Origin of the sequence: Flagellimonas spongiicola (assembly GCF_023502425.1) — a bacterium.
Lineage (GTDB): Bacteria > Bacteroidota > Bacteroidia > Flavobacteriales > Flavobacteriaceae > Flagellimonas > Flagellimonas spongiicola.
In genome coordinates this window covers 1,111,491-1,129,552 of record NZ_JAMFMA010000001.1, presented here as the reverse complement: position 1 = coordinate 1,129,552, position 18,062 = coordinate 1,111,491, and the positions used below count along the sequence as shown (strand labels likewise).

The following is an 18,062-nucleotide window of genomic DNA, read 5'->3' as shown; positions in this document are numbered from 1 at the left end:
ATGCAGAAAATACTACTCACATCAGTTTTTGGTTTCATTCTCTTTGGAGGCCTAGCACAGGAGACATTCACCAACAATCTTTATGACACCTATGAAAGTTATAAAGAAGTTTCACTGGACAAGAGGAGAATAAAATATGCGCAGTTACAACCACTCCTCAAGAATTTTGATGTAAACCCAAAATTTGAGGTCCAAAAAGTAGGAACATCAATTGAAGGTCGTGATTTGACCTTGGTTAGCATTGGTACAGGTGAACAGAATATCTTTTTGTGGTCCCAAATGCATGGTGACGAGCCCACAGCGACACAGGCTATTTTTGATATTCTCAATTTTTTTGATGCTCCTGAGTTCAAATCAGAAAAGGAAGAGATTCTATCCAAGCTCAAACTGTATTTTCTACCTATGTTGAATCCAGATGGCGCGGAAGTCTATCAACGAAGAAACGCCTTAGGTATTGATATTAATCGAGACGCATTACGCCTACAATCACCTGAAGGACGAACATTGAAACGAATACGCGATAGCTTAAATGCCGATTTTGGGTTTAATCTACATGATCAAAGTACCTATTACAATGCTTATTTGACCGATAAACCAGCAACCATTTCATATTTGGCTACGGCTTATAATTACGAAAAAGACATCAATGAGGTTCGTGCCAATGCTATGAAAGTCATTGTTTACATGAATAACATAATCCAAAAATACGCGCCGGGCCAAGTTGGTCGGTACAGTGATGAATTTGAACCACGTGCATTTGGGGATAATATAGCGAAGTGGGGTACAAGCTTGATTCTAATCGAATCCGGCGGGTATAGGAATGATCTTGAAAAACAGGAAATACGAAAATTGAATTACGTATCCATTTTATCCGCATTATACACTATTGCCAATGGAAGTTATAACAATATTCGCATTGAAGCATATGAAAAAATCCCAAGGAATGACCGTAAATTGTTTGATTTGAAAATCAAAAACGTCACTTATGAATTAATGGGCAATGATTATGTCTTGGATCTTGGAATTTATAGACAGGAAATTGATGTAAATGCGCATGATGATTTCTACAACAAGAGTATAATTGTAGACCAAGGTGATTTATCTACCCATTACGGCTATGAAACCTTTGATGCCTCTGGATATAAAATAGTGCCACCAAATATTTTCCAAGGAGAACTTAAAAAAATCGGGGGAGTGAAAACAGCATTGGAACAAGGTGTTGCTTTTATTGTATCCAAGCAAACTGGAAATAAAGCGTTTACCGAAGAACCATTGCATAAAATCAAATCAGGTTATCAATTACCGGATTTTAAACTGGCTGTTGGTCAAAATCCGACATTCTTCCTTGAAAAGGAAGGTAAACTGACTCATGCGGTAATTAATGGATTTCTTTTAGATCTTTCCCAACCCTTAGAAAGACAAAACTTTGGGAATGCTTTGATTTATCGTTAATATCCAAATTGTATGTTCATTGTGGTGCCGTTGATCAATAACAAGACCAACATAATGAACAAAGTACAAACGATTGATCCAAATAAAGACAGTACCATTCCTTGAAACCTTCTTGAAAATGGTCCAATTGCACTATTTCTGATAATTTCTTTTACTACATCCATGGGGTTTAGTTTGAGTTAAACACATTTTTTAGTTATTGGGATGTAATTAGTTGTTGTCCGTATAACTAGAACAACTGTTGGTCTAAAAACCCTACTTTCAAAGCTTTGGAGGTATTGGTTTTACTAACTTCAATCCCTCAAAACCCATTAAAATGAAACATCTTTTTACAATTTGTCTACTCTTATTATCAATAGCTACAATGCACGCCCAGTCTACTGAGGCACTGTTCAATGGAAAGGATTTAGATGGTTGGGTGAATCACGGGGAAGAAAAATGGTACGTTGAAGATGGATTGTTGATTTGTGAAAGTGGTCCAAAAGCGGAATATGGATATTTAAGCACCGAAAAATTCTATAAGAATTTTGAATTGACTTTGGAATTCAAACAAGAGAATGATGGGAATAGTGGAGTATTTATACGATCTACCTTTGAAGGCACTAAAGTTTCCGGATGGCAGGTTGAAGTTGCTCCCCCTAATAAACACACAGGTGGCATATATGAGTCTTATGGACGTGGATGGCTAATTAAACCTGCTCCCGAAAAAGAAAAGGCACTAAAGATGGGGGAGTGGAATACCTTAAAAATTGTGGCTAACGGCAACAAAGTTACCTCTTGGCTAAATGGGGTTGAGATGGTCCATATCGAAGACGAAAAGATTGGAAAAGGTGAAGGAGCTATTGCGCTACAAATCCATGATGGTGGCGGAATCAAGGTAAAATGGAGAAATATCCAGATTAAATCCTTGGATTAACCTCCACAAATACAATAACCTTATTTTTTGAGTGGTGTCAAGACCAGTTTTTTGAACTCAATTGGTCCATGGTCTCCTTGGATCATTAATGGTCCAGGAGTTCCTTCTTTACTGTCCAACGCCCCACCCGTAATCCCAGGAATGGTCTGATCAGTGATTATTGGCTTACCATTCGCAATTATGGTCACTCTTCTTCCAATTAATGTGATTTCATACGTTTGCCACTCACCTGGTTGTCCAGCAGCATTTTCATTGGGTTCTATAAATCCATAAATCCCCCCAAAATAAATATCAGATGGTGTCAATCCAGCATTGTCAGCAATTTGGACTTCGTAGCGTCCCCTTAAATAAATGCCGCTATTGCTTCCTTCAGGGTATCTAAAGGTAGTCTCCAATTTAAAATCCATGAATTTAGCATCGGAAATCAAATTTGCTCCCGATTTCGGACTAGTTAATATTCCATTTTCCACCAGCCACTGGTTCTCACCATCCATATGCCAACCCTTTAAATCTGACCCATTGAACAAATCAATCGGTGTATCCCAAGTAGGATTACTTACATGGTCCAATTCAGGAGATTTTGAACCTACCCAAGAATGGACAGAACCATCGGTGTAGGTCATGGTTCCTTTTAAAATATCTTGATCGAGCATCCCTTTTATGATCATATGTTGACCCTCAGGTTCCCATTGTCTTGGAATACTAAATTCAAAACCATTAGCTGTCAATTTCACTTCAGCTATGGGTCTTGCGCTACCATTATAGGAGACATAGCGGCCAAATAATGTAGCATGTCCAGACTTACGGATTTCCAGCCAAGATGGAACCGTTTTCCCCTTGAATTCTACCTCTAAATCCCATCTACCTTCCAATGGATTGGATTTTTGGGCATGCAACTGGGTATTGATTAAAAGGAATATGGTAACAAGGGCAAAAGAAAAAGTCTTCATATGTTATAAAGCTGGTGTTAATGAAACACGCAAGTTAACTAATAATCGAAAATTATAGGAAATTGAAGTCGTTACTCGCATCCTCCAGTAAATCCATTAGCACTGAATTCTGTTTGAACAGCACCTTGGAGCCCATCGTGTGTAAGTTGAATTACTAAATTATTGGTACCGCTTCCATCACGCTTTGGAGTGCAATATTCAAACAAGTAAAAACTGTTAGCTTGCTCTGATACGCGTTGGGAAATTTGATTGAATGTGGATTCTAATTGTTCTTTGTTTCCAGCAAATACGCTGGAAGTGGTTCCAATGCTGTTCAATACATCTGCGTCAATTTCAGCACCAAGGCCAATAGTGAAAAACGATACATTCCTGTTGGCATTTTCTACTGCATTTAAAGCAGCATCTTCCGTATATCTTGAAGCCTGATCTGTACCATCCGTAAATAGCACTACCGAAGATGCGCCAATGATATTTTCCTGATTACTTGCATTTATTAAATCTTCTGCGATGTCAGTTGCTTTTATAACTGCACCATATAAATCCGTAGACGGGTCGTTACTAATATCAGAAGTAATGCCTTCCACTGCCGCAATTAATTCCGTGGAAGAAGAGCTAAGCTCGTTTAGCAGGTGCAATTCATCTTCCCCGTCAAACCAATAAATCGCCATCTTAAAAGAGGGGTTTTCTGGATTGGGCATGACGTTATCGATAAAACTTGCAGTGGCGGATTTCAACTCATCCAAACTATTCTCCAAAACACTGTTACTAAGGTCCAAGATCAATATCGTATTGTTATTGAATACTTGAGAATTTGAAGAGATTCGCGCTAAGGATTCTGAAGCTGAAATAGTGTTGAAACAATCGTCATTCCGTCCTTGTTCATAAATCGTGAATTGACTCGCCGTCAATCCTGAAATTGGATTCCCTAGTAAATCGGAAACCTTGAAAAGAATGGAAACTTTGCCGGGTAGAGTCGTAAATTGATCCTGAATGGAAAGTAAAAGGTCATTATCCTCAAAACCAAGACAGTTGTCTGGCTCTTCCCCTTGGCCCAGTTCTCGTTGATTAATATCAAAGCTCACATCATCATCCGCGTTACCGCAGGATACCAATAAAAATAAAGCCGATATAAAAAGGAGGTTGAATACATTTTTCATTTTCTAAAGATTGTGGTTCTTTTTGCAAAACGCTCAAATCAATTGAATAGTATTCATGGAATCCTTAGAACCATTAAAGAAAAGTTAAAAACAACTGACCCTTGTTAAAAAAGGGTCAGTCCGATCAAATTTTGGTAACTTCAACAGGAAACTCGCTAATATCAATCAATTACTAATAAACTATGCCAACGTATCAAATTAAAGTAAATGGGGCGTCTCAAACAGTCGATGTATCTGAAGACACTCCAGTATTGTGGGTGTTAAGGGACCACTTGGACCTTGTGGGCACCAAATATGGATGTGGAATAGGCCAATGTGGTGCTTGTACCATTCATGTAGACGGTACGGCCATGAGAAGTTGCTCACTTACCCTGGCTCAAGTTGATGGTAAATCCATTACTACAATTGAAGGACTTTCTGAAGATGGTTCGCATCCTGTTCAACAAGCTTGGAATGAAGTGGATGTACCTCAGTGTGGTTACTGCCAAGCTGGGCAAATAATGACGGCCTCGGCTTTCTTGGAAAACAATCCGAATCCTACAGAAGAGGAAGTGAAAAATGCGATGCACGGAAATATTTGTCGTTGTGCATCCTACACCCGTATTAAAAAGGCTGTACTCACTGCAGCTGAAAATATGGATTAACCCTTCTTATCATCACTAAAACAAAAGAAATGTCATCAAAAACAAATATAACATTTAGCAGGAGGGCGTTTATGCGCACATCGTCGTTAGCTGGAGGTGGAATGCTCATTGGCTTCAACCTATTTCAAGCCTGCAAGCCCAAAGCAGAACCACCGGTAGATCTTTCGCAATTGAACTACAATGATTTCAATGCGTTTATAAAAATAGCGGACAACGGTGCGGTAACCATTTTCTCTCCAAATCCGGAGATTGGCCAAGGAGTTAAGACGTCAATGCCAATGATCATCGCAGAAGAGCTAGACGTTGCATGGCAGGATGTGTACGTTGAACAAGGCATCTTGGATACAGAAAATTATCAGCGACAGGTAGCAGGAGGGAGTCAGTCCATCCGGTTTGGATGGGATGCTTTGCGCCAAACTGGGGCTACGGCCAAGCAAATGTTGGTCAATGCTGCAGCAGCAAGATGGGGTGTAGATGCCTCTGAATGTACCGTAAGTGAAGGTGTAATCACAAATGCTGCCGGAGAAACCTTGGGTTATGGCGATGTGGTAAACGAAGCGACACAGCTCGAAGTCCCGGAAGATGTAGCCTTAAAAGACCCGAAGGACTATAAAATCATGGGGCAGAGTAAGGTTAATGTCGATATTGATAAAATAACAACTGGAAAGCCATTGTTTGGTTTGGATTACAAAGCAGATGGTATGGTCTATGCTGCACTGGTCAGACCTCCCGCTTTTGGGAAAAAGTTGGTGTCCTATGACGATTCCAAAGCAAGAACGATGTCTGGCGTGATTGACATTGTCAAAATTGGAGAGAAGGTTAGAGCGCTTTTAGAAAAGGATCCAAGTTTTGGTAGTAAGATTTCCTCCAGTGATAAGATTGCGGTAATTGCAGAATCTACTTGGCAAGCATTTAAAGCCAAAGAAGCCATTGAAACTGTTTGGGAAGATGATACCACAATTGAAAGTACAGCGGATCATGACAAGGAACTGAACAAAATTTTGGACGGTAACAATTTCAACACCATGCGGTCGGATGGCGATGTAAATAAAGCCTTCGCTGAAGCTGATGAAATTTTGGAAAGGACATACGAATCCCCTTTCCTACCACATAACTGCATGGAACCTATGAATTTCTATGCCAATGTAACCGATGAAAAAGTTCATTTAGTCGGGCCGATTCAGACACCGGCTTGGAAAGCAGGATTGGTTGCAAATATGTTGGATAGGGAAGAAAAAGATATCCTTTTGGAAATGACACGCATGGGTGGTGGATTTGGTAGACGTCTCTACGGCGATTTCGTAATTGAAGCCGCTGAACTTGCAGCGACCATCAACAAACCTGTAAAAGTGGTATTCACAAGAGAAGACGATATGGGCATTGGCATCTATCGTCCTGCAATAAAATATCGAATCAAAGCAGGTATCAAGGATGGACAGATTACAGCCTATCATTTGAAAGAAGCGGCCATCAACGATGGTATGTACGGTTTGATACCGAATTTCTTTCCTGCGGGAGCCATTGACAATTATCAAGTTGATTCTGGTGCACACGATAGTAATGTTACTACCGGTGCATGGAGAGCGCCATACACCAATTTCTTAGCCTCTGCCGAGCAAAGTTTTTTTGATGAATTAGCGGAATTGATGGAAGTCGATAAAATCCAACTTCGATTGGATTTGTTGGATAAAGTAGACGCAGCTGCAGATGAACGTATCCAATATTCACCAGAACGAATGAAAGAAGTCATCAAAGTAGCTGTTGATAAATCGGGTTGGGGAACCAAACCTAGTTCGGTTTACCAAGGCTTTGTAAATTATTATTGTCACAATTCCCATGTGGCACAAGTTGCGGATGTTGAAATCGTAGACGGTGATCCCGTAGTAAAGAAAATAACTTGTGTTGTGGATTGTGGTATCGTGGTGAATCCTAGCGGAGCCGAAAATCAGGCTGAAGGCGGTGTAATAGATGGTGTTGGACATACTATGTACGGTGACTTTGCTTTTGAAGGTGGTCAAGGCCATGCTCAGAATTTTGACAGATATCGATTGATTCGTATGAAAGAAGTGCCTGAGGTAGAAACACATTTCATTCAAAATGAATTATCACCAACAGGATTAGGTGAGCCTACATTACCACCAGCAGGTGGTGCCATTGCCAATGCCTTCAGCGCGGCAACGGGTAATCGATACTATCAACAACCATTAATGAAGAATCCGGAACTATTGAAGGTTCCTGAAAAAGAGGTTATAGGATAATTTATGACAATATTGTTATTTGGAATAACCAAAGATATCGTAGGTAGTTCTACTTTGTCTGTTCCAACTTCGAGTATAACAAATAGAACAATTCCAAAAACGGTCAGTGAGTTGAAAAAGTGCTTGGGAGACACTTACCCAGAACTCAATAAACTCTCTTCTTTGGCGGTAGCAGTTAATAATGCTTATGCGGAGGATGACCAATTAATAAATGCTTTTGATGAAATAGCCCTGATACCCCCAGTTAGTGGGGGTTAATGGGTATTTTCTCGTATTTTGCAACTATGTTGAAGGAATAGAATATGCTGATTGACAATCACAATCGAAAAATCAATTATTTAAGATTAGCGGTCACAGATCGCTGCAATCTAAGGTGTAATTATTGCATGCCCTCTGAAGGAATTGATTTTGTCAAAAACGATAAACTGCTGACTATTGATGAGCTTATACGAATAAGTGAAATTGTAGTGGGGCAGGGGATTGATAAAATCCGAATTACAGGCGGCGAACCATTTGTTCGAAAAGACTTGATGGTGCTGCTCCGGGCATTAGCTAAAATGCCAGATTTAAAGGATATTTCAGTTACAACCAATGCAACTTTGATTGGTCCTTATATTGATGAACTTAAGCAACTGGGGATAAAAAATATCAATGTCAGCTTGGATTCCATTAATCGTGAGACTTTTGAGCGAATCACAAGAAGAAAACAATTTGACACGGTGCATAACAACCTCATACGTTTGATCACTGAGGGTTTCAATGTTCGTATCAATTTTATAGTATTGGAAGGTCAGAATGAACAAGACATGATTCCAATTTTGGATGTTATGAAACACCATAATGTTTCTATCCGCTTTTTGGAAGAAATGCCATTTAATGGTGGGTCCAAGAATTTTTCAGGAATTAAATGGCACCATAAGGCAATTCTTGAACACATAACACAAACCTTCACGGAATACATTAAATTAGAATCCCCAGAGACTTCAACATCAGTTAATTACAAAATTAAAGGCCATACAGGGACATTTGGTATAATCCCTTCTTTCAGCAGAACATTTTGCGGTAGTTGCAACCGTTTAAGGATAACGGCCACAGGAGATGTGATAACCTGTCTTTATGGTAAGCCAAAAATAAATCTCAGGGATATTGTTCGTGAATCCAACGCCAAGGTGGATGTGGAAAACGCACTTTTGAAAGTCATTGGTTCTCGTGCAAAAACAGGTTTTGAGGCCCAAAAGGAACATTCCACCACTGTCTTCGATAATTCCATGACCTCTATCGGGGGTTAAAAAAGTAGCTGACATGCAGAACGAAGTGCCAAAATTATATGGGTTGGTTCTTGCCGGTGGCAAAAGTACACGAATGGGCACAGACAAAGGATTGCTCAATTATCATGGAAAACCGCAACAAGAATTTCTTTATGAATTATTGGATAAAGTATGTGATCAGGCATTTCTAAGTCTACGTGAAGATCAAAATCAATCGATTTTAAACGATTTTAAAGTAGTTGTAGACAATAATGAATATCGAGGGCCTTTTAACGGCATATTGAGTGCGCATAAAATGCACCCAGAAGTCGCATGGCTTGTTTTGGCATGTGATTTACCCTTATTAGACCTACAAAGCATAAAAACTTTGGTAAAAAGTAGAAACGCAAGACAGCTAGCAACTTCTTTTGCAACAAACCAAAGCGGACTTCCAGAGCCTTTGATCACAATATGGGAGCCTAAGGGACTGCAAAAAGCAATTGAGCATCTCTCAAGTGCAGAAAGTACTTGTCCTAGAAAATTTCTAATTAATTCGGATATTAAGTTGGTAACACCTGAACGCGACGAGCTGCTTTATAATGCCAATTCCTTAGAAGATTATCAATTTGCTAAATCTAAAATCCAATAATCATGGATTTAAGGTATGACAGACAAACAAGATTAAGTCAATTTGGCCCAGGCGGTCAAGCAGCACTTGCCGCAAGCAAGGTTTTGGTGGTTGGCCTGGGAGGATTAGGAATACCGGTAGTTCAATACTTAAACGCGATGGGCGTTGGCGTATTGGGTTTGGTAGATCACGATAAAGTTGAACTCCATAATTTACAACGGCAGGTTTTGTATTCCGAAAAGGATTTGGGTAAGTCAAAAATTAGCGTTGCTGAAGAAAAATTGAATCAACAGAATTCCAATACCCAACTCAATTTATATGACACCTTTTTGACGAGGGACAATGCCCTGGAAATCATTTCCAACTATGATATCGTTGTTGATGCTACCGATAATTTCCCTACACGCTATCTGATAAACGATGCCTGTGTAATTTTAAACAAACCCTTTGTCTATGGCGCTTTACATGCTTTTGAAGGACATGTAAGTCTATTTAATTACCAAAATGGGCCAACCTACCGCTGTCTTTATCCAACTATGCCCAATGCTGAAGAGGTGCCAGATTGTAACGAAAATGGCGTGCTCGGAGTTGTTCCAGGTATTATTGGCACATTACAAGCACTGGAAGTTGTAAAAGCAATGACAGGTATCGGCGAACCATTGTCAGGCAAACTGTTACTGTTCGATGGATTAAGTCAGAACTCAACTAAAATTAAATTCAAGCTTAATCCCAATAATCTCAATATTAAAGAATTGCAAGGCAGCTACGAAAGCATGGAATGTTTATTGGTGCCAGAAATTAGCGCTCAGGCTTACCAAGCAAAACGAAACAGCGATCAAGCCATTTGTTTGATAGATGTACGCACCACAAAAGAATTTGCAAACCATCATTTAGCGGAAGCTCGCAACTACCCCTTAAAAGACCTGAAGACTGAAATTAACTTAGATGAACAAAACAAAGTAGTATATGTTATTTGCCAATCAGGGAAGCGAAGTGCCAAGGCAGTAGCGCAATTGCAGAAGAAGTATCCGCAAATTTCATTTTATTCCGTGGTCGGTGGTATGAATAAAATGACTTCCTTAATCACACAATCTTAATGATTCCATACGAAGAAGCAATTGAAAAAGTCCTAAATCACACATTGGATTATGGGACAGAAGAGGTTACGCTGGAGGAGAGTAACAACCGTATTTTGGATGAGGATATTCTTGCGGACAGGGATTTTCCGCCATTTGACCGAGCGACCAAAGACGGAATAGCGCTAAAGTATACCGGCATAAAATCCGGACATCAAACTTTGCTAATTGCCGGTATGGCTCCTGCTGGAAGCCCACAACTAGAACTCATAGACGAACAAACTTGTATAGAGATCATGACAGGCGCCATAGTACCCAAAAATGCGGATACCGTGGTCATGTACGAACACTTAAAGGAAAGCCCAACTAGCTTTGAGTTGAATATGCCGGTGAAAAAAGGGCAGAATATTCATTATAAGGCAAGTGATATTGCAGCAGGAGAAATATTGTTACATGCAGGCACACTTATTACTGCTGCGGAAATTGGGATAATGGCTTCTGTGGGTAAATCAAAAATCAAGGTTAAAAAGCTCCCGAGAGTCGCTGTAATCTCTACAGGAAATGAGCTTGTGGATGTAGATGAGACCCCAGAACCACACCAAATCCGGAAATCAAATAGTATAACCCTTAGGGCTTTGCTTCAAAATCAACAGATTGACCTTGGACTTTACCATTTATTGGATGAACCTGTAGCACTTCAAAAGAAAATCCAGGGATTGCTGCTGGAATACGATGTGCTTCTTTTAAGCGGTGGAGTGTCAAAAGGAAAATTTGATTACTTGCCTGAAACATTCAATGCATTAGGCGTGGAGAAAATCTTTCATAAGGTAAGGCAGCGACCGGGCAAACCTTTTTGGTTTGGCCGTTATAAAGCTTCTAATTCCATGATTTTCTCATTCCCTGGAAATCCGGTATCCACCTTTGTCAGCTATCATATGTATTTTGTTCCGTGGCTTAACAAAACTTTGGGAGTACACCAAGAGCAATATAATGTACATTTAGGCGAATCAATGGAAAACACCACTGACCTCACTGTATTTATAGGCGTTAAAGTGAAATTGACAAACAGTGTGCCAACCGCCAATAGAATCAATACTACTGGTTCTGGAGATTTATTGGCATTGACCAAATCCGATGGCTTTGTTCGGTTGGCTCCAGGTGAGCGGTTAGACGAAGGTAATTCGGTAATTTTCATTCCAACAAGAAGAATCATTTAATGACGCACGAGTTAAAATATATTGTCCAACAATTTGAGAACAGACATAAGGAAGGTCGAAAAGCTGTATTAGCAACAGTTGTAGACTTGGACGGGTCTTCTTATAGAAGACCTGGTGTTAGAATGCTGTTATTTGATGACGGTAAAATGGTTGGCGCAGTAAGTGGAGGTTGCGTGGAAAAAGAAGTTTTCAGACAGGCGAACAGTGTTTTCGAAACAGGGATCTCCAAGATTATGATTTACGATGGTCGATACCGACTGGGATGCGAAGGCATATTGTACATTTTACTGGAAGAATTCAAACCTACAGAAGCCTTTTGCAAGGCGTTTTGGAAGACCATAGCACAACGGAAATCCTTCGAAATTACATCAACTTATCTTAAAGAACCTGCAACAGGCAATGGATTTAGGACTATTTTCCAATTTGACGGCAATTCCTTTGCAGTGAACTCCAATAGTTCAATTTTGGAGGAAACGCAACTGGAATTCAGCCAAGTAATGCAACCCTGTTTTCAACTCATAATCATTGGGGCGGAACATGATGCAGTTCAATTATGTAAATATGCGGCATTAACGGGATGGGAAGTCACGATAGTGGTAAATCCGCGTGAGGAAAAATCTGAGTTGGATTTTCCAGGAAGCCAAAAAATGGTCCATGTTGAACCAGAGATGTACCTGCCGGAATTTGACGCCCAAACTGCTGTGGTGCTTATGACGCACAGTTATGTTAAGGATTTACAGTTTCTATTGAAACTAAAGGATACAAATGCCGCCTATTTTGGGCTGCTGGGGCCTTATCGCAGAAGGGAAAAGTTGTTTGATGAGTTAATGGAAAGATGTCCTGATGTACGTGAAGATTTCTTGGAATTGGTGCATGGTCCTGCTGGTGTTGATATCGGGGCCGAAACTCCAGAAGAAATTGCCAATTCCATAATTTCAGAAATATTGGCCGTTGTTAGAAAACGGGAGCCCTCCCTTTTAAAACATCGAATGGGTAGTATTCATTCTTGATTTATGTCTTGCGAAATATATACCGTGATTCTAGCTGCTGGAGAATCCAGTCGAATGCCCGGTAAGATCAAACAGCTATTGCCTTGGGGATCTCGTACCCTTCTCGGACATGCTATTTCAGTTGTTCAGCCGGTCTCAATAAAAGTAATGGTCGTCTTAGGCGCTTATGCTGAAGAAATCGAAGCAAAACTGCCCCAGGATATTCAGCGGATAATCAATCCAAATTGGAGAACGGGCATGGGAAGCTCAATAGTTAGCGGTATCCAAGGAATAATGGAAGATAAACCGATGCCAGATGGTGTACTTTTCTTTTTAGCGGACCAACCTTTTATGGACACTACTTTTTTGCAAGAAATGATCAAAGTGTTTAACCAAGAGAACCATGCAATTGTGGCCACCGCCTATGACAAGGGTTATGGTGTACCTGCTATTTTTCATAAATCCCTACTTTCAGAACTACTTAAATTGGATGATAAAATCGGGGCAAAAAAGCTTATTCAAAAGCATAAAAGCCAATGTTACGCCATTCGACCAAAAGGAAGAGAGGTTGATGTAGATACAATTGAAAAGTATAATCAACTCATTGATAAACAAAATTATGGATAGTAAAATTTATAGTGTTTCTTTAATGCTAATTGTTACATTTTCAGCGTTGACCTATGCGCAAGAAATGGGTTTTGAAGAGTATAATCCGAAATCAACCTTGATAGTACCTGAAAACCCAATTCAGAGGGCTAAGTTCAAATTTGTGGATATTCACAGCCATCACTTTAATATGGAATCGCAAGACTTGTCCCAACTCATTCGGGAAATGGATGCGATGAATATGGGTGTCATGGTAAACTTAAGCGGTGGTTCAGGAACTGGCTTACGCGCTAAACTTAAAAATGTAAATGACAACTATCCAAATCGCTTTGTCATATTTGCCAATGTTGATTTTAGTGGCGTAGGCAATCCAAATTGGGGAGAATTAGCAGCCGCTCAATTGGAATTGGATGTAAAAAGTGGGGCTAAAGGTCTAAAAATCTATAAAAGTCTGGGGTTACGTTATAAGGATACACAAGGAAAGAGAATTCCAATAGATGACCCAAGACTGGACCCTATTTGGGAAAAATGCGCGACCCTTGGAATTCCAGTTTTGATCCATGCTGCTGACCCAAAATCTTTTTGGGACCCAATGGATAAAAACAATGAGCGCTGGTTAGAACTAAAAACCAGACCGCGAAGGAAAAGATCAGATACGAATCCGGCGCCTTGGCAACAGATAATTGATGAGCAACACAGGATGTTCAAAAAACACCCCAACACAAAATTCGTCAATGCACATATGGGTTGGTACGCCAATGATTTAAAAAGGCTAGGGGAGTTGTTGGATGAAATACCCAATATGTATGTTGGAATAGCAGCAGTTATAGCGGAATTAGGCCGACAACCAAGGCAAGCACACAAGTTTTTCGTAAAGTATCAAGACCGTATCCTTTTTGGTAAAGACAGCTACAAACCAGAAGAATTCCCAACATATTTTAGGGTTTTGGAAACTGATGACGAGTACTTTCCATATTACAAGAAATACCATGCCTTTTGGGCCATGTATGGACTAGACCTTCCTGATGAAGTTTTACAAAAAGTCTATTTCAAGAATGCGCTGAAATTGGTCCCTGGCTTGGACGCCAGCCTTTTTAATGATTAATCCGGTTTTGTGAATTAACGGATGCTTGCTTGTTGTTTTCCAAATCCTGGAAAATTCCACAGCTGATTTGCGTTTTGATTAAAGATTTAGATGATTTCCGTTTCACCAAAGATGCGATTTCCTTATTTAAAAACTGCATGAGTTTAAGCTTTGTAAACTAAACGTAGTCGGTACTACAAAATTGTTTTGTAATTAGGCCGCCAATTGTTTTTCTAAATACTCCAATACCACCATCCAGTTCATTTTAAGTATTAAAGCGGCCGTCGGAACATTGTTTTCTTCTATTGCTCGTATAATAGCCTCATTTTGATTATCCACATTTTCATAGAAGCTTGCATCTCGAACGTGCATCTGTTCATAAAAACGTAATCGTGTCTTCAAATCATCTAAAATTTGGAGTAGGACTGAATTCGGACAATTTCGAACAAGTAGTTGATGAAAAAACAATCGCGCTTCCAACCTACGCATGGGTGTATGGGACTGTTGCAATAATAACTGTTGATTACGCAGAGCTTCAATGTCGTATTCAGTGTAAACAGAGCTTTCAACAGCAGTGATTTCCAACTGTGCAATGGTCTCATAAAGGTTTTTAGCCTCCTGTCGACTTAATTGCGGTACTATAAAACCCCTGTTGGGCACAGCACTGATCACTCTTGATTGTTCCAATTGACTTAAAGCCTCTCTAATAGGGGTGACACTAACACCAATAGTACGAGCCAGTAAAGCCAGATTTATGGTTTTACCAACCTTTAGTTCACCACGTTGAATTTGACCAAGTAAATGGGATTTTACCTGATTTCTTAGTATTTGAGGTTGCATAAATCCAAAGGTAAAACATCGTATACGATTTTAACAGTATCCTCGGTGAACTACCGAAAACAAAGAAATACGGGCATTTCTGAACAAAAAATATATTAATTGACTAATTTTCAGGACCATTTGAAATCTAAAAACACCACATCCTTTTATGAAACTTAAGCTTTCCCTATTTCTACTACTTCTATCACTTTTTGCCGCTTGTAAAAAAGAAACGGCAGCGTTGCCAGAAAATATTTATGAAACCCAATTTTTTAAGGATATCCAGTTGGCAGCTATCTTCAAAGATTCCAAGACCTTCGTTGATTTGGTTCCCAGACATGATTTCTTGACCTTGGAGGAAATTTATCTTGCCGAAAAAAGAAAAGATGATTTTGATCTTTCTGTGTTTGTTTCTGAAAATTTTGAAGATCATTCCATGCAAGCGCTGGAATTTGAAACAGATACCACCAAAACCATGTATGAGCACATTGGGTTGATGTGGGACAAACTCACAAGAGGACCAGATGCCGTAGTTCCCAATTCATCACGACTGGCGTTGCCCTATAAATATGTGGTACCAGGTGGAAGATTCCAAGAAATTTATTATTGGGACAGTTATTTTACGTTAGAAGGATTATTAGCAGCAAATAGAACTGATTTGGCGGTAAGTATGGTGGATAATTTTAGCCATTTGATTGATTCCATAGGTTTTATACCAAATGGTACCAGAGATTATTACAGATCACGATCACAACCACCTTTTTATGCGCTCATGGTAGGTGCAATAGCTCGAGAAAATGAGCAAGTATTGATCAACTATTTACCACAATTGAAAAAGGAATACAAGTTTTGGATGAATGGAGCTGATAAAGCCGATGTAAGTATTTATCGTCATGTTATCAAACTAAATACTGGTGAAATTCTAAATCGATATTGGGATACAGGCATAACTCCTAGACCCGAAGCCTACAAAGAGGATATGCATTTGGCAAGTGAACTAACCGATATGGGTGCAAAGCAGGCACTTTATAAGGATCTTAGAACCGCAGCTGCATCTGGCTGGGATTTCAGTTCTAGATGGTATGGGGTTAATGGTGAGTTCTCAAGTACCGAAACATCCAAAATCCTTCCGATAGATTTGAATTGCCTATTGTATTACCTAGAGGATTTAATTGCCAAAAGTTCTGAGTTGGCTAATGACCAAGAAACAGCCAATGAATTCAAGACAGCTGCCGAGAAACGAAAGGCCTTAATCCAAAAATACCTTTGGAACGATTCTAAGGGTTATTACATGGATTACAATTGGAGCAATGCAGAAAGTACCCAGCATCTCACCTTGGCCGCAATGTTCCCCTTATATTTTCAATTAGCGTCCCAAGAGCAAGCGGAACAGGTAAAAGAACTTCTGTTGGATAAATTTTTAAAAGATGGGGGACTGGTAACCACACTTGAACATTCCGGACAACAGTGGGATGCCCCAAACGGATGGGCGCCTTTACAATGGATTGCAGTTAAGGGACTTTTGAATTACGGATACAATAAAGAGGCCCAAGAAATTATGCAACGCTGGTTGGCATTAAATGAAAAAGTATATAAGAATACCGGCAAAATGATGGAAAAATACAATGTAGAGGATCTTACATTGCTTTCCGGCGGTGGGGAATATGAAACCCAAGATGGGTTTGGATGGACGAATGGCGTTGCGCTTGGCTTCAAACAAATCCTAGATCAAATGGAAATTGAAAACTAGGCACATTCTAACGTAAGTTTTACAATTTTATCTGGACTACTAAAGGCAACCTTCAATCAAAAACATGTCTAAATCCCTCTTATTCATACCGGATATTTCTGGATACACCAAATTCATACAAACAACGGAAATTGAACATAGCCAGCACGTAATTTCTGAATTGTTGGAGGTTTTGGTGAATGCCAATACATCAGGATTGAAATTAGCGGAAATTGAAGGCGATGCCCTGTTTTTTTACAAAGAAAATGACATTCCATCGCAAGAGAATCTATTGGCGCAGATTGTATCCATGTTCACCGCATTTTACAGTCATTTGAAAATGCTGGAAAAGAACAGGATTTGTCCGTGCAATGCTTGTGCCACAGCACCAAATCTTGAATTAAAGATTATAGCGCATAGTGGACACCTGCAACATATTGAGGTGCAAGGCACAAGAAAACCTTTTGGGGAACAAGTGATTGAAGCGCATCGATTGCTGAAGAATTCCGTGGACAGCGATAATTATGCCCTAATCAGTAGAAAATTGGCTTTGGACATTCAATTGTCGCCTTACTATTCAAGCAAGATTTTTCGGTTTAGACAAGGTTCAGATTCTTATGATGACAAAGAAGTGGAATACATCTATTCCTTGATAGATCCCAATGAACTGAAATTGCAGAGTTTTGTACAACCCAAAAACTATCATTTCGATACTAAACCCCAACTGACAATTTCGCAAGAGTTTCCTATATCGGCAGAAGAGCTCATGGAACAGATTACAAACTATTCACTGCGTCCATATTGGCAAAAAGGAGTTGATGATTTAAAGTACAGTGAGAACGAAGTGACTCGAATTGGAAGCGAACATACCTGTGTTATCAATGGCAAGCATCTGGATTTTGTAACCATTTCAAAAGAAAATGAGGTCAATAATCTCACCTACGGAGAACTTACACATAGCCATCCCTTGTTTGACGATTTTTATCAATTCTACACTTTTGTTCCAAAAGGAGAAGGGCTTAGTGAAGCAATAGTTGAGTTCTACTGGTCTTCCAAATCGCCATTAAAGAAACTAGTTGGCGCTTTGATTGGAAAAAATGCGGTAAAGAAAAGTTCCGAAAAAGGCTTGGTCAGTTTGTTGGAATATATCGAATCTAAAAACGCCTCACTAAAAGCCTAAAACACAACTTTAAAAAATTTTCAACAAGGCGTTTTTTTTCACATTTTTTTTAGAATTGCCCCCTATGTATTTGGTTATCTTACGGAACTAATTCGACCAAATATATTTGA

At 39.6% G+C, this 18,062-nt stretch carries 18 protein-coding genes; 14 read left to right on the top strand and 4 right to left on the bottom strand.

Going from position 1 to position 18,062, the window contains the following annotated elements:
* Complete coding sequence (locus M3P19_RS05280; RefSeq protein WP_249656588.1) at positions 1 to 1,452, top strand: M14 family zinc carboxypeptidase; 1,452 nt, start codon at positions 1 to 3, stop codon at positions 1,450 to 1,452.
* Here the strand turns inward: M3P19_RS05280 and M3P19_RS05275 are convergent.
* On the bottom strand, positions 1,449 to 1,616 hold the full coding sequence (locus M3P19_RS05275; protein ID WP_249656587.1) for a hypothetical protein: 168 nt from the start codon (positions 1,614 to 1,616) through the stop codon (positions 1,449 to 1,451). The genes M3P19_RS05280 and M3P19_RS05275 overlap by 4 nt on opposite strands.
* A gap of 152 nt (positions 1,617 to 1,768) precedes the next feature.
* Here M3P19_RS05275 and M3P19_RS05270 point away from each other — a divergent pair, with 152 nt between their 5' ends.
* Entirely contained in the window at positions 1,769 to 2,368 is a 600-nt protein-coding gene (locus M3P19_RS05270) for a 3-keto-disaccharide hydrolase (RefSeq protein WP_249656586.1), read from the top strand.
* Between the two features lie 20 nt (positions 2,369 to 2,388).
* Here M3P19_RS05270 and M3P19_RS05265 read toward each other — a convergent pair whose 3' ends face one another.
* Both M3P19_RS05265 and M3P19_RS05260 read right to left on the bottom strand, forming a co-directional pair.
* Positions 2,389 to 3,318 (bottom strand): 3-keto-disaccharide hydrolase, encoded by a 930-nt coding sequence (locus M3P19_RS05265; RefSeq protein ID WP_249656585.1) that lies wholly within the window; start codon positions 3,316 to 3,318, stop codon positions 2,389 to 2,391.
* Positions 3,319 to 3,389: 71 nt separating this feature from the next.
* A complete protein-coding gene (locus M3P19_RS05260) occupies positions 3,390 to 4,475 on the bottom strand; it encodes a vWA domain-containing protein (protein WP_249656584.1) in 1,086 nt (361 codons plus the stop codon).
* A gap of 182 nt (positions 4,476 to 4,657) precedes the next feature.
* Between M3P19_RS05260 and M3P19_RS05255 the strand changes: the two genes are divergently transcribed.
* Genes M3P19_RS05255 through M3P19_RS05210 form a run of 10 tightly spaced genes read left to right on the top strand, consistent with a single transcriptional unit; the run spans position 4,658 to position 14,245 of the window.
* Positions 4,658 to 5,119 carry a (2Fe-2S)-binding protein gene (locus tag M3P19_RS05255; protein WP_249656583.1) on the top strand — a complete coding sequence of 154 codons (462 nt, stop codon included), beginning with the start codon at positions 4,658 to 4,660 and terminating at the stop codon, positions 5,117 to 5,119.
* A gap of 29 nt (positions 5,120 to 5,148) precedes the next feature.
* Positions 5,149 to 7,377: a xanthine dehydrogenase family protein molybdopterin-binding subunit gene (locus M3P19_RS05250; protein WP_249656582.1), complete on the top strand. Its 2,229-nt coding sequence runs from the start codon at positions 5,149 to 5,151 to the stop codon at positions 7,375 to 7,377.
* 3 nt (positions 7,378 to 7,380) lie between these two features.
* A complete protein-coding gene (locus tag M3P19_RS05245) occupies positions 7,381 to 7,635 on the top strand; it encodes a MoaD/ThiS family protein (RefSeq protein ID WP_249656581.1) in 255 nt (84 codons plus the stop codon).
* Between the two features lie 44 nt (positions 7,636 to 7,679).
* Positions 7,680 to 8,666 carry a GTP 3',8-cyclase MoaA gene (gene moaA / locus M3P19_RS05240; RefSeq protein WP_249656580.1) on the top strand — a complete coding sequence of 329 codons (987 nt, stop codon included), beginning with the start codon at positions 7,680 to 7,682 and terminating at the stop codon, positions 8,664 to 8,666.
* Between the two features lie 13 nt (positions 8,667 to 8,679).
* Entirely contained in the window at positions 8,680 to 9,273 is a 594-nt protein-coding gene (locus M3P19_RS05235) for an NTP transferase domain-containing protein (protein WP_249656579.1), read from the top strand.
* A gap of 2 nt (positions 9,274 to 9,275) precedes the next feature.
* Positions 9,276 to 10,349 carry a HesA/MoeB/ThiF family protein gene (locus M3P19_RS05230; RefSeq protein ID WP_249656578.1) on the top strand — a complete coding sequence of 358 codons (1,074 nt, stop codon included), beginning with the start codon at positions 9,276 to 9,278 and terminating at the stop codon, positions 10,347 to 10,349.
* Positions 10,349 to 11,545 (top strand): molybdopterin molybdotransferase MoeA, encoded by a 1,197-nt coding sequence (locus M3P19_RS05225; protein WP_249656577.1) that lies wholly within the window; start codon positions 10,349 to 10,351, stop codon positions 11,543 to 11,545. The genes M3P19_RS05230 and M3P19_RS05225 overlap by 1 nt, the downstream gene beginning before the upstream one ends.
* Positions 11,545 to 12,555 (top strand): XdhC family protein, encoded by a 1,011-nt coding sequence (locus M3P19_RS05220; protein ID WP_249656576.1) that lies wholly within the window; start codon positions 11,545 to 11,547, stop codon positions 12,553 to 12,555. Before M3P19_RS05225 ends, M3P19_RS05220 begins: the two co-directional genes overlap by 1 nt.
* Before the next feature lie 3 nt (positions 12,556 to 12,558).
* Positions 12,559 to 13,161, top strand: coding sequence for a nucleotidyltransferase family protein (locus tag M3P19_RS05215; RefSeq protein ID WP_249656575.1), 603 nt, complete (start codon positions 12,559 to 12,561; stop codon positions 13,159 to 13,161).
* On the top strand, positions 13,154 to 14,245 hold the full coding sequence (locus tag M3P19_RS05210; RefSeq protein WP_249656574.1) for an amidohydrolase family protein: 1,092 nt from the start codon (positions 13,154 to 13,156) through the stop codon (positions 14,243 to 14,245). The genes M3P19_RS05215 and M3P19_RS05210 overlap by 8 nt, the downstream gene beginning before the upstream one ends.
* 192 nt (positions 14,246 to 14,437) lie before the next feature.
* On the opposite strand, the gene M3P19_RS05205 is transcribed toward M3P19_RS05210, so the two are convergent.
* Positions 14,438 to 15,064, bottom strand: a complete 627-nt coding sequence (locus M3P19_RS05205; RefSeq protein WP_249656573.1) for a GntR family transcriptional regulator — start codon at positions 15,062 to 15,064, stop codon at positions 14,438 to 14,440.
* 148 nt (positions 15,065 to 15,212) lie between these two features.
* Here M3P19_RS05205 and treF point away from each other — a divergent pair, with 148 nt between their 5' ends.
* Both treF and M3P19_RS05195 read left to right on the top strand, forming a co-directional pair.
* Positions 15,213 to 16,793 (top strand): alpha,alpha-trehalase TreF, encoded by a 1,581-nt coding sequence (gene treF, locus M3P19_RS05200; RefSeq protein WP_249656572.1) that lies wholly within the window; start codon positions 15,213 to 15,215, stop codon positions 16,791 to 16,793.
* A gap of 64 nt (positions 16,794 to 16,857) precedes the next feature.
* The gene (locus M3P19_RS05195; protein WP_249656571.1) at positions 16,858 to 17,952 is read left to right on the top strand and encodes a DUF2652 domain-containing protein; all 1,095 of its coding nucleotides are present in this window, start codon (positions 16,858 to 16,860) and stop codon (positions 17,950 to 17,952) included.
* The last annotated feature ends 110 nt before the right edge of the window (positions 17,953 to 18,062 follow it).

What these genes read in the sequence shown, in the direction of transcription:
- M3P19_RS05255 (WP_249656583.1), top strand. Translation starts at nt 4,658, where the DNA reads ATGCCAACGTATCAAATTAAAGTAAATGGGGCGTCTCAAACAGTCGAT.
- M3P19_RS05225 (WP_249656577.1), top strand. Translation starts at nt 10,349, where the DNA reads ATGATTCCATACGAAGAAGCAATTGAAAAAGTCCTAAATCACACATTG.
- M3P19_RS05275 (WP_249656587.1), bottom strand. Translation starts at nt 1,616, where the DNA reads ATGGATGTAGTAAAAGAAATTATCAGAAATAGTGCAATTGGACCATTT.
- M3P19_RS05220 (WP_249656576.1), top strand. Translation starts at nt 11,545, where the DNA reads ATGACGCACGAGTTAAAATATATTGTCCAACAATTTGAGAACAGACAT.
- M3P19_RS05245 (WP_249656581.1), top strand. Translation starts at nt 7,381, where the DNA reads ATGACAATATTGTTATTTGGAATAACCAAAGATATCGTAGGTAGTTCT.
- treF (WP_249656572.1), top strand. Translation starts at nt 15,213, where the DNA reads ATGAAACTTAAGCTTTCCCTATTTCTACTACTTCTATCACTTTTTGCC.
- M3P19_RS05205 (WP_249656573.1), bottom strand. Translation starts at nt 15,064, where the DNA reads ATGCAACCTCAAATACTAAGAAATCAGGTAAAATCCCATTTACTTGGT.
- M3P19_RS05230 (WP_249656578.1), top strand. Translation starts at nt 9,276, where the DNA reads ATGGATTTAAGGTATGACAGACAAACAAGATTAAGTCAATTTGGCCCA.
- M3P19_RS05210 (WP_249656574.1), top strand. Translation starts at nt 13,154, where the DNA reads ATGGATAGTAAAATTTATAGTGTTTCTTTAATGCTAATTGTTACATTT.
- M3P19_RS05265 (WP_249656585.1), bottom strand. Translation starts at nt 3,318, where the DNA reads ATGAAGACTTTTTCTTTTGCCCTTGTTACCATATTCCTTTTAATCAAT.
- M3P19_RS05235 (WP_249656579.1), top strand. Translation starts at nt 8,680, where the DNA reads ATGCAGAACGAAGTGCCAAAATTATATGGGTTGGTTCTTGCCGGTGGC.
- M3P19_RS05280 (WP_249656588.1), top strand. Translation starts at nt 1, where the DNA reads ATGCAGAAAATACTACTCACATCAGTTTTTGGTTTCATTCTCTTTGGA.
- M3P19_RS05250 (WP_249656582.1), top strand. Translation starts at nt 5,149, where the DNA reads ATGTCATCAAAAACAAATATAACATTTAGCAGGAGGGCGTTTATGCGC.
- M3P19_RS05195 (WP_249656571.1), top strand. Translation starts at nt 16,858, where the DNA reads ATGTCTAAATCCCTCTTATTCATACCGGATATTTCTGGATACACCAAA.
- moaA (WP_249656580.1), top strand. Translation starts at nt 7,680, where the DNA reads ATGCTGATTGACAATCACAATCGAAAAATCAATTATTTAAGATTAGCG.
- M3P19_RS05270 (WP_249656586.1), top strand. Translation starts at nt 1,769, where the DNA reads ATGAAACATCTTTTTACAATTTGTCTACTCTTATTATCAATAGCTACA.
- M3P19_RS05215 (WP_249656575.1), top strand. Translation starts at nt 12,559, where the DNA reads ATGTCTTGCGAAATATATACCGTGATTCTAGCTGCTGGAGAATCCAGT.
- M3P19_RS05260 (WP_249656584.1), bottom strand. Translation starts at nt 4,475, where the DNA reads ATGAAAAATGTATTCAACCTCCTTTTTATATCGGCTTTATTTTTATTG.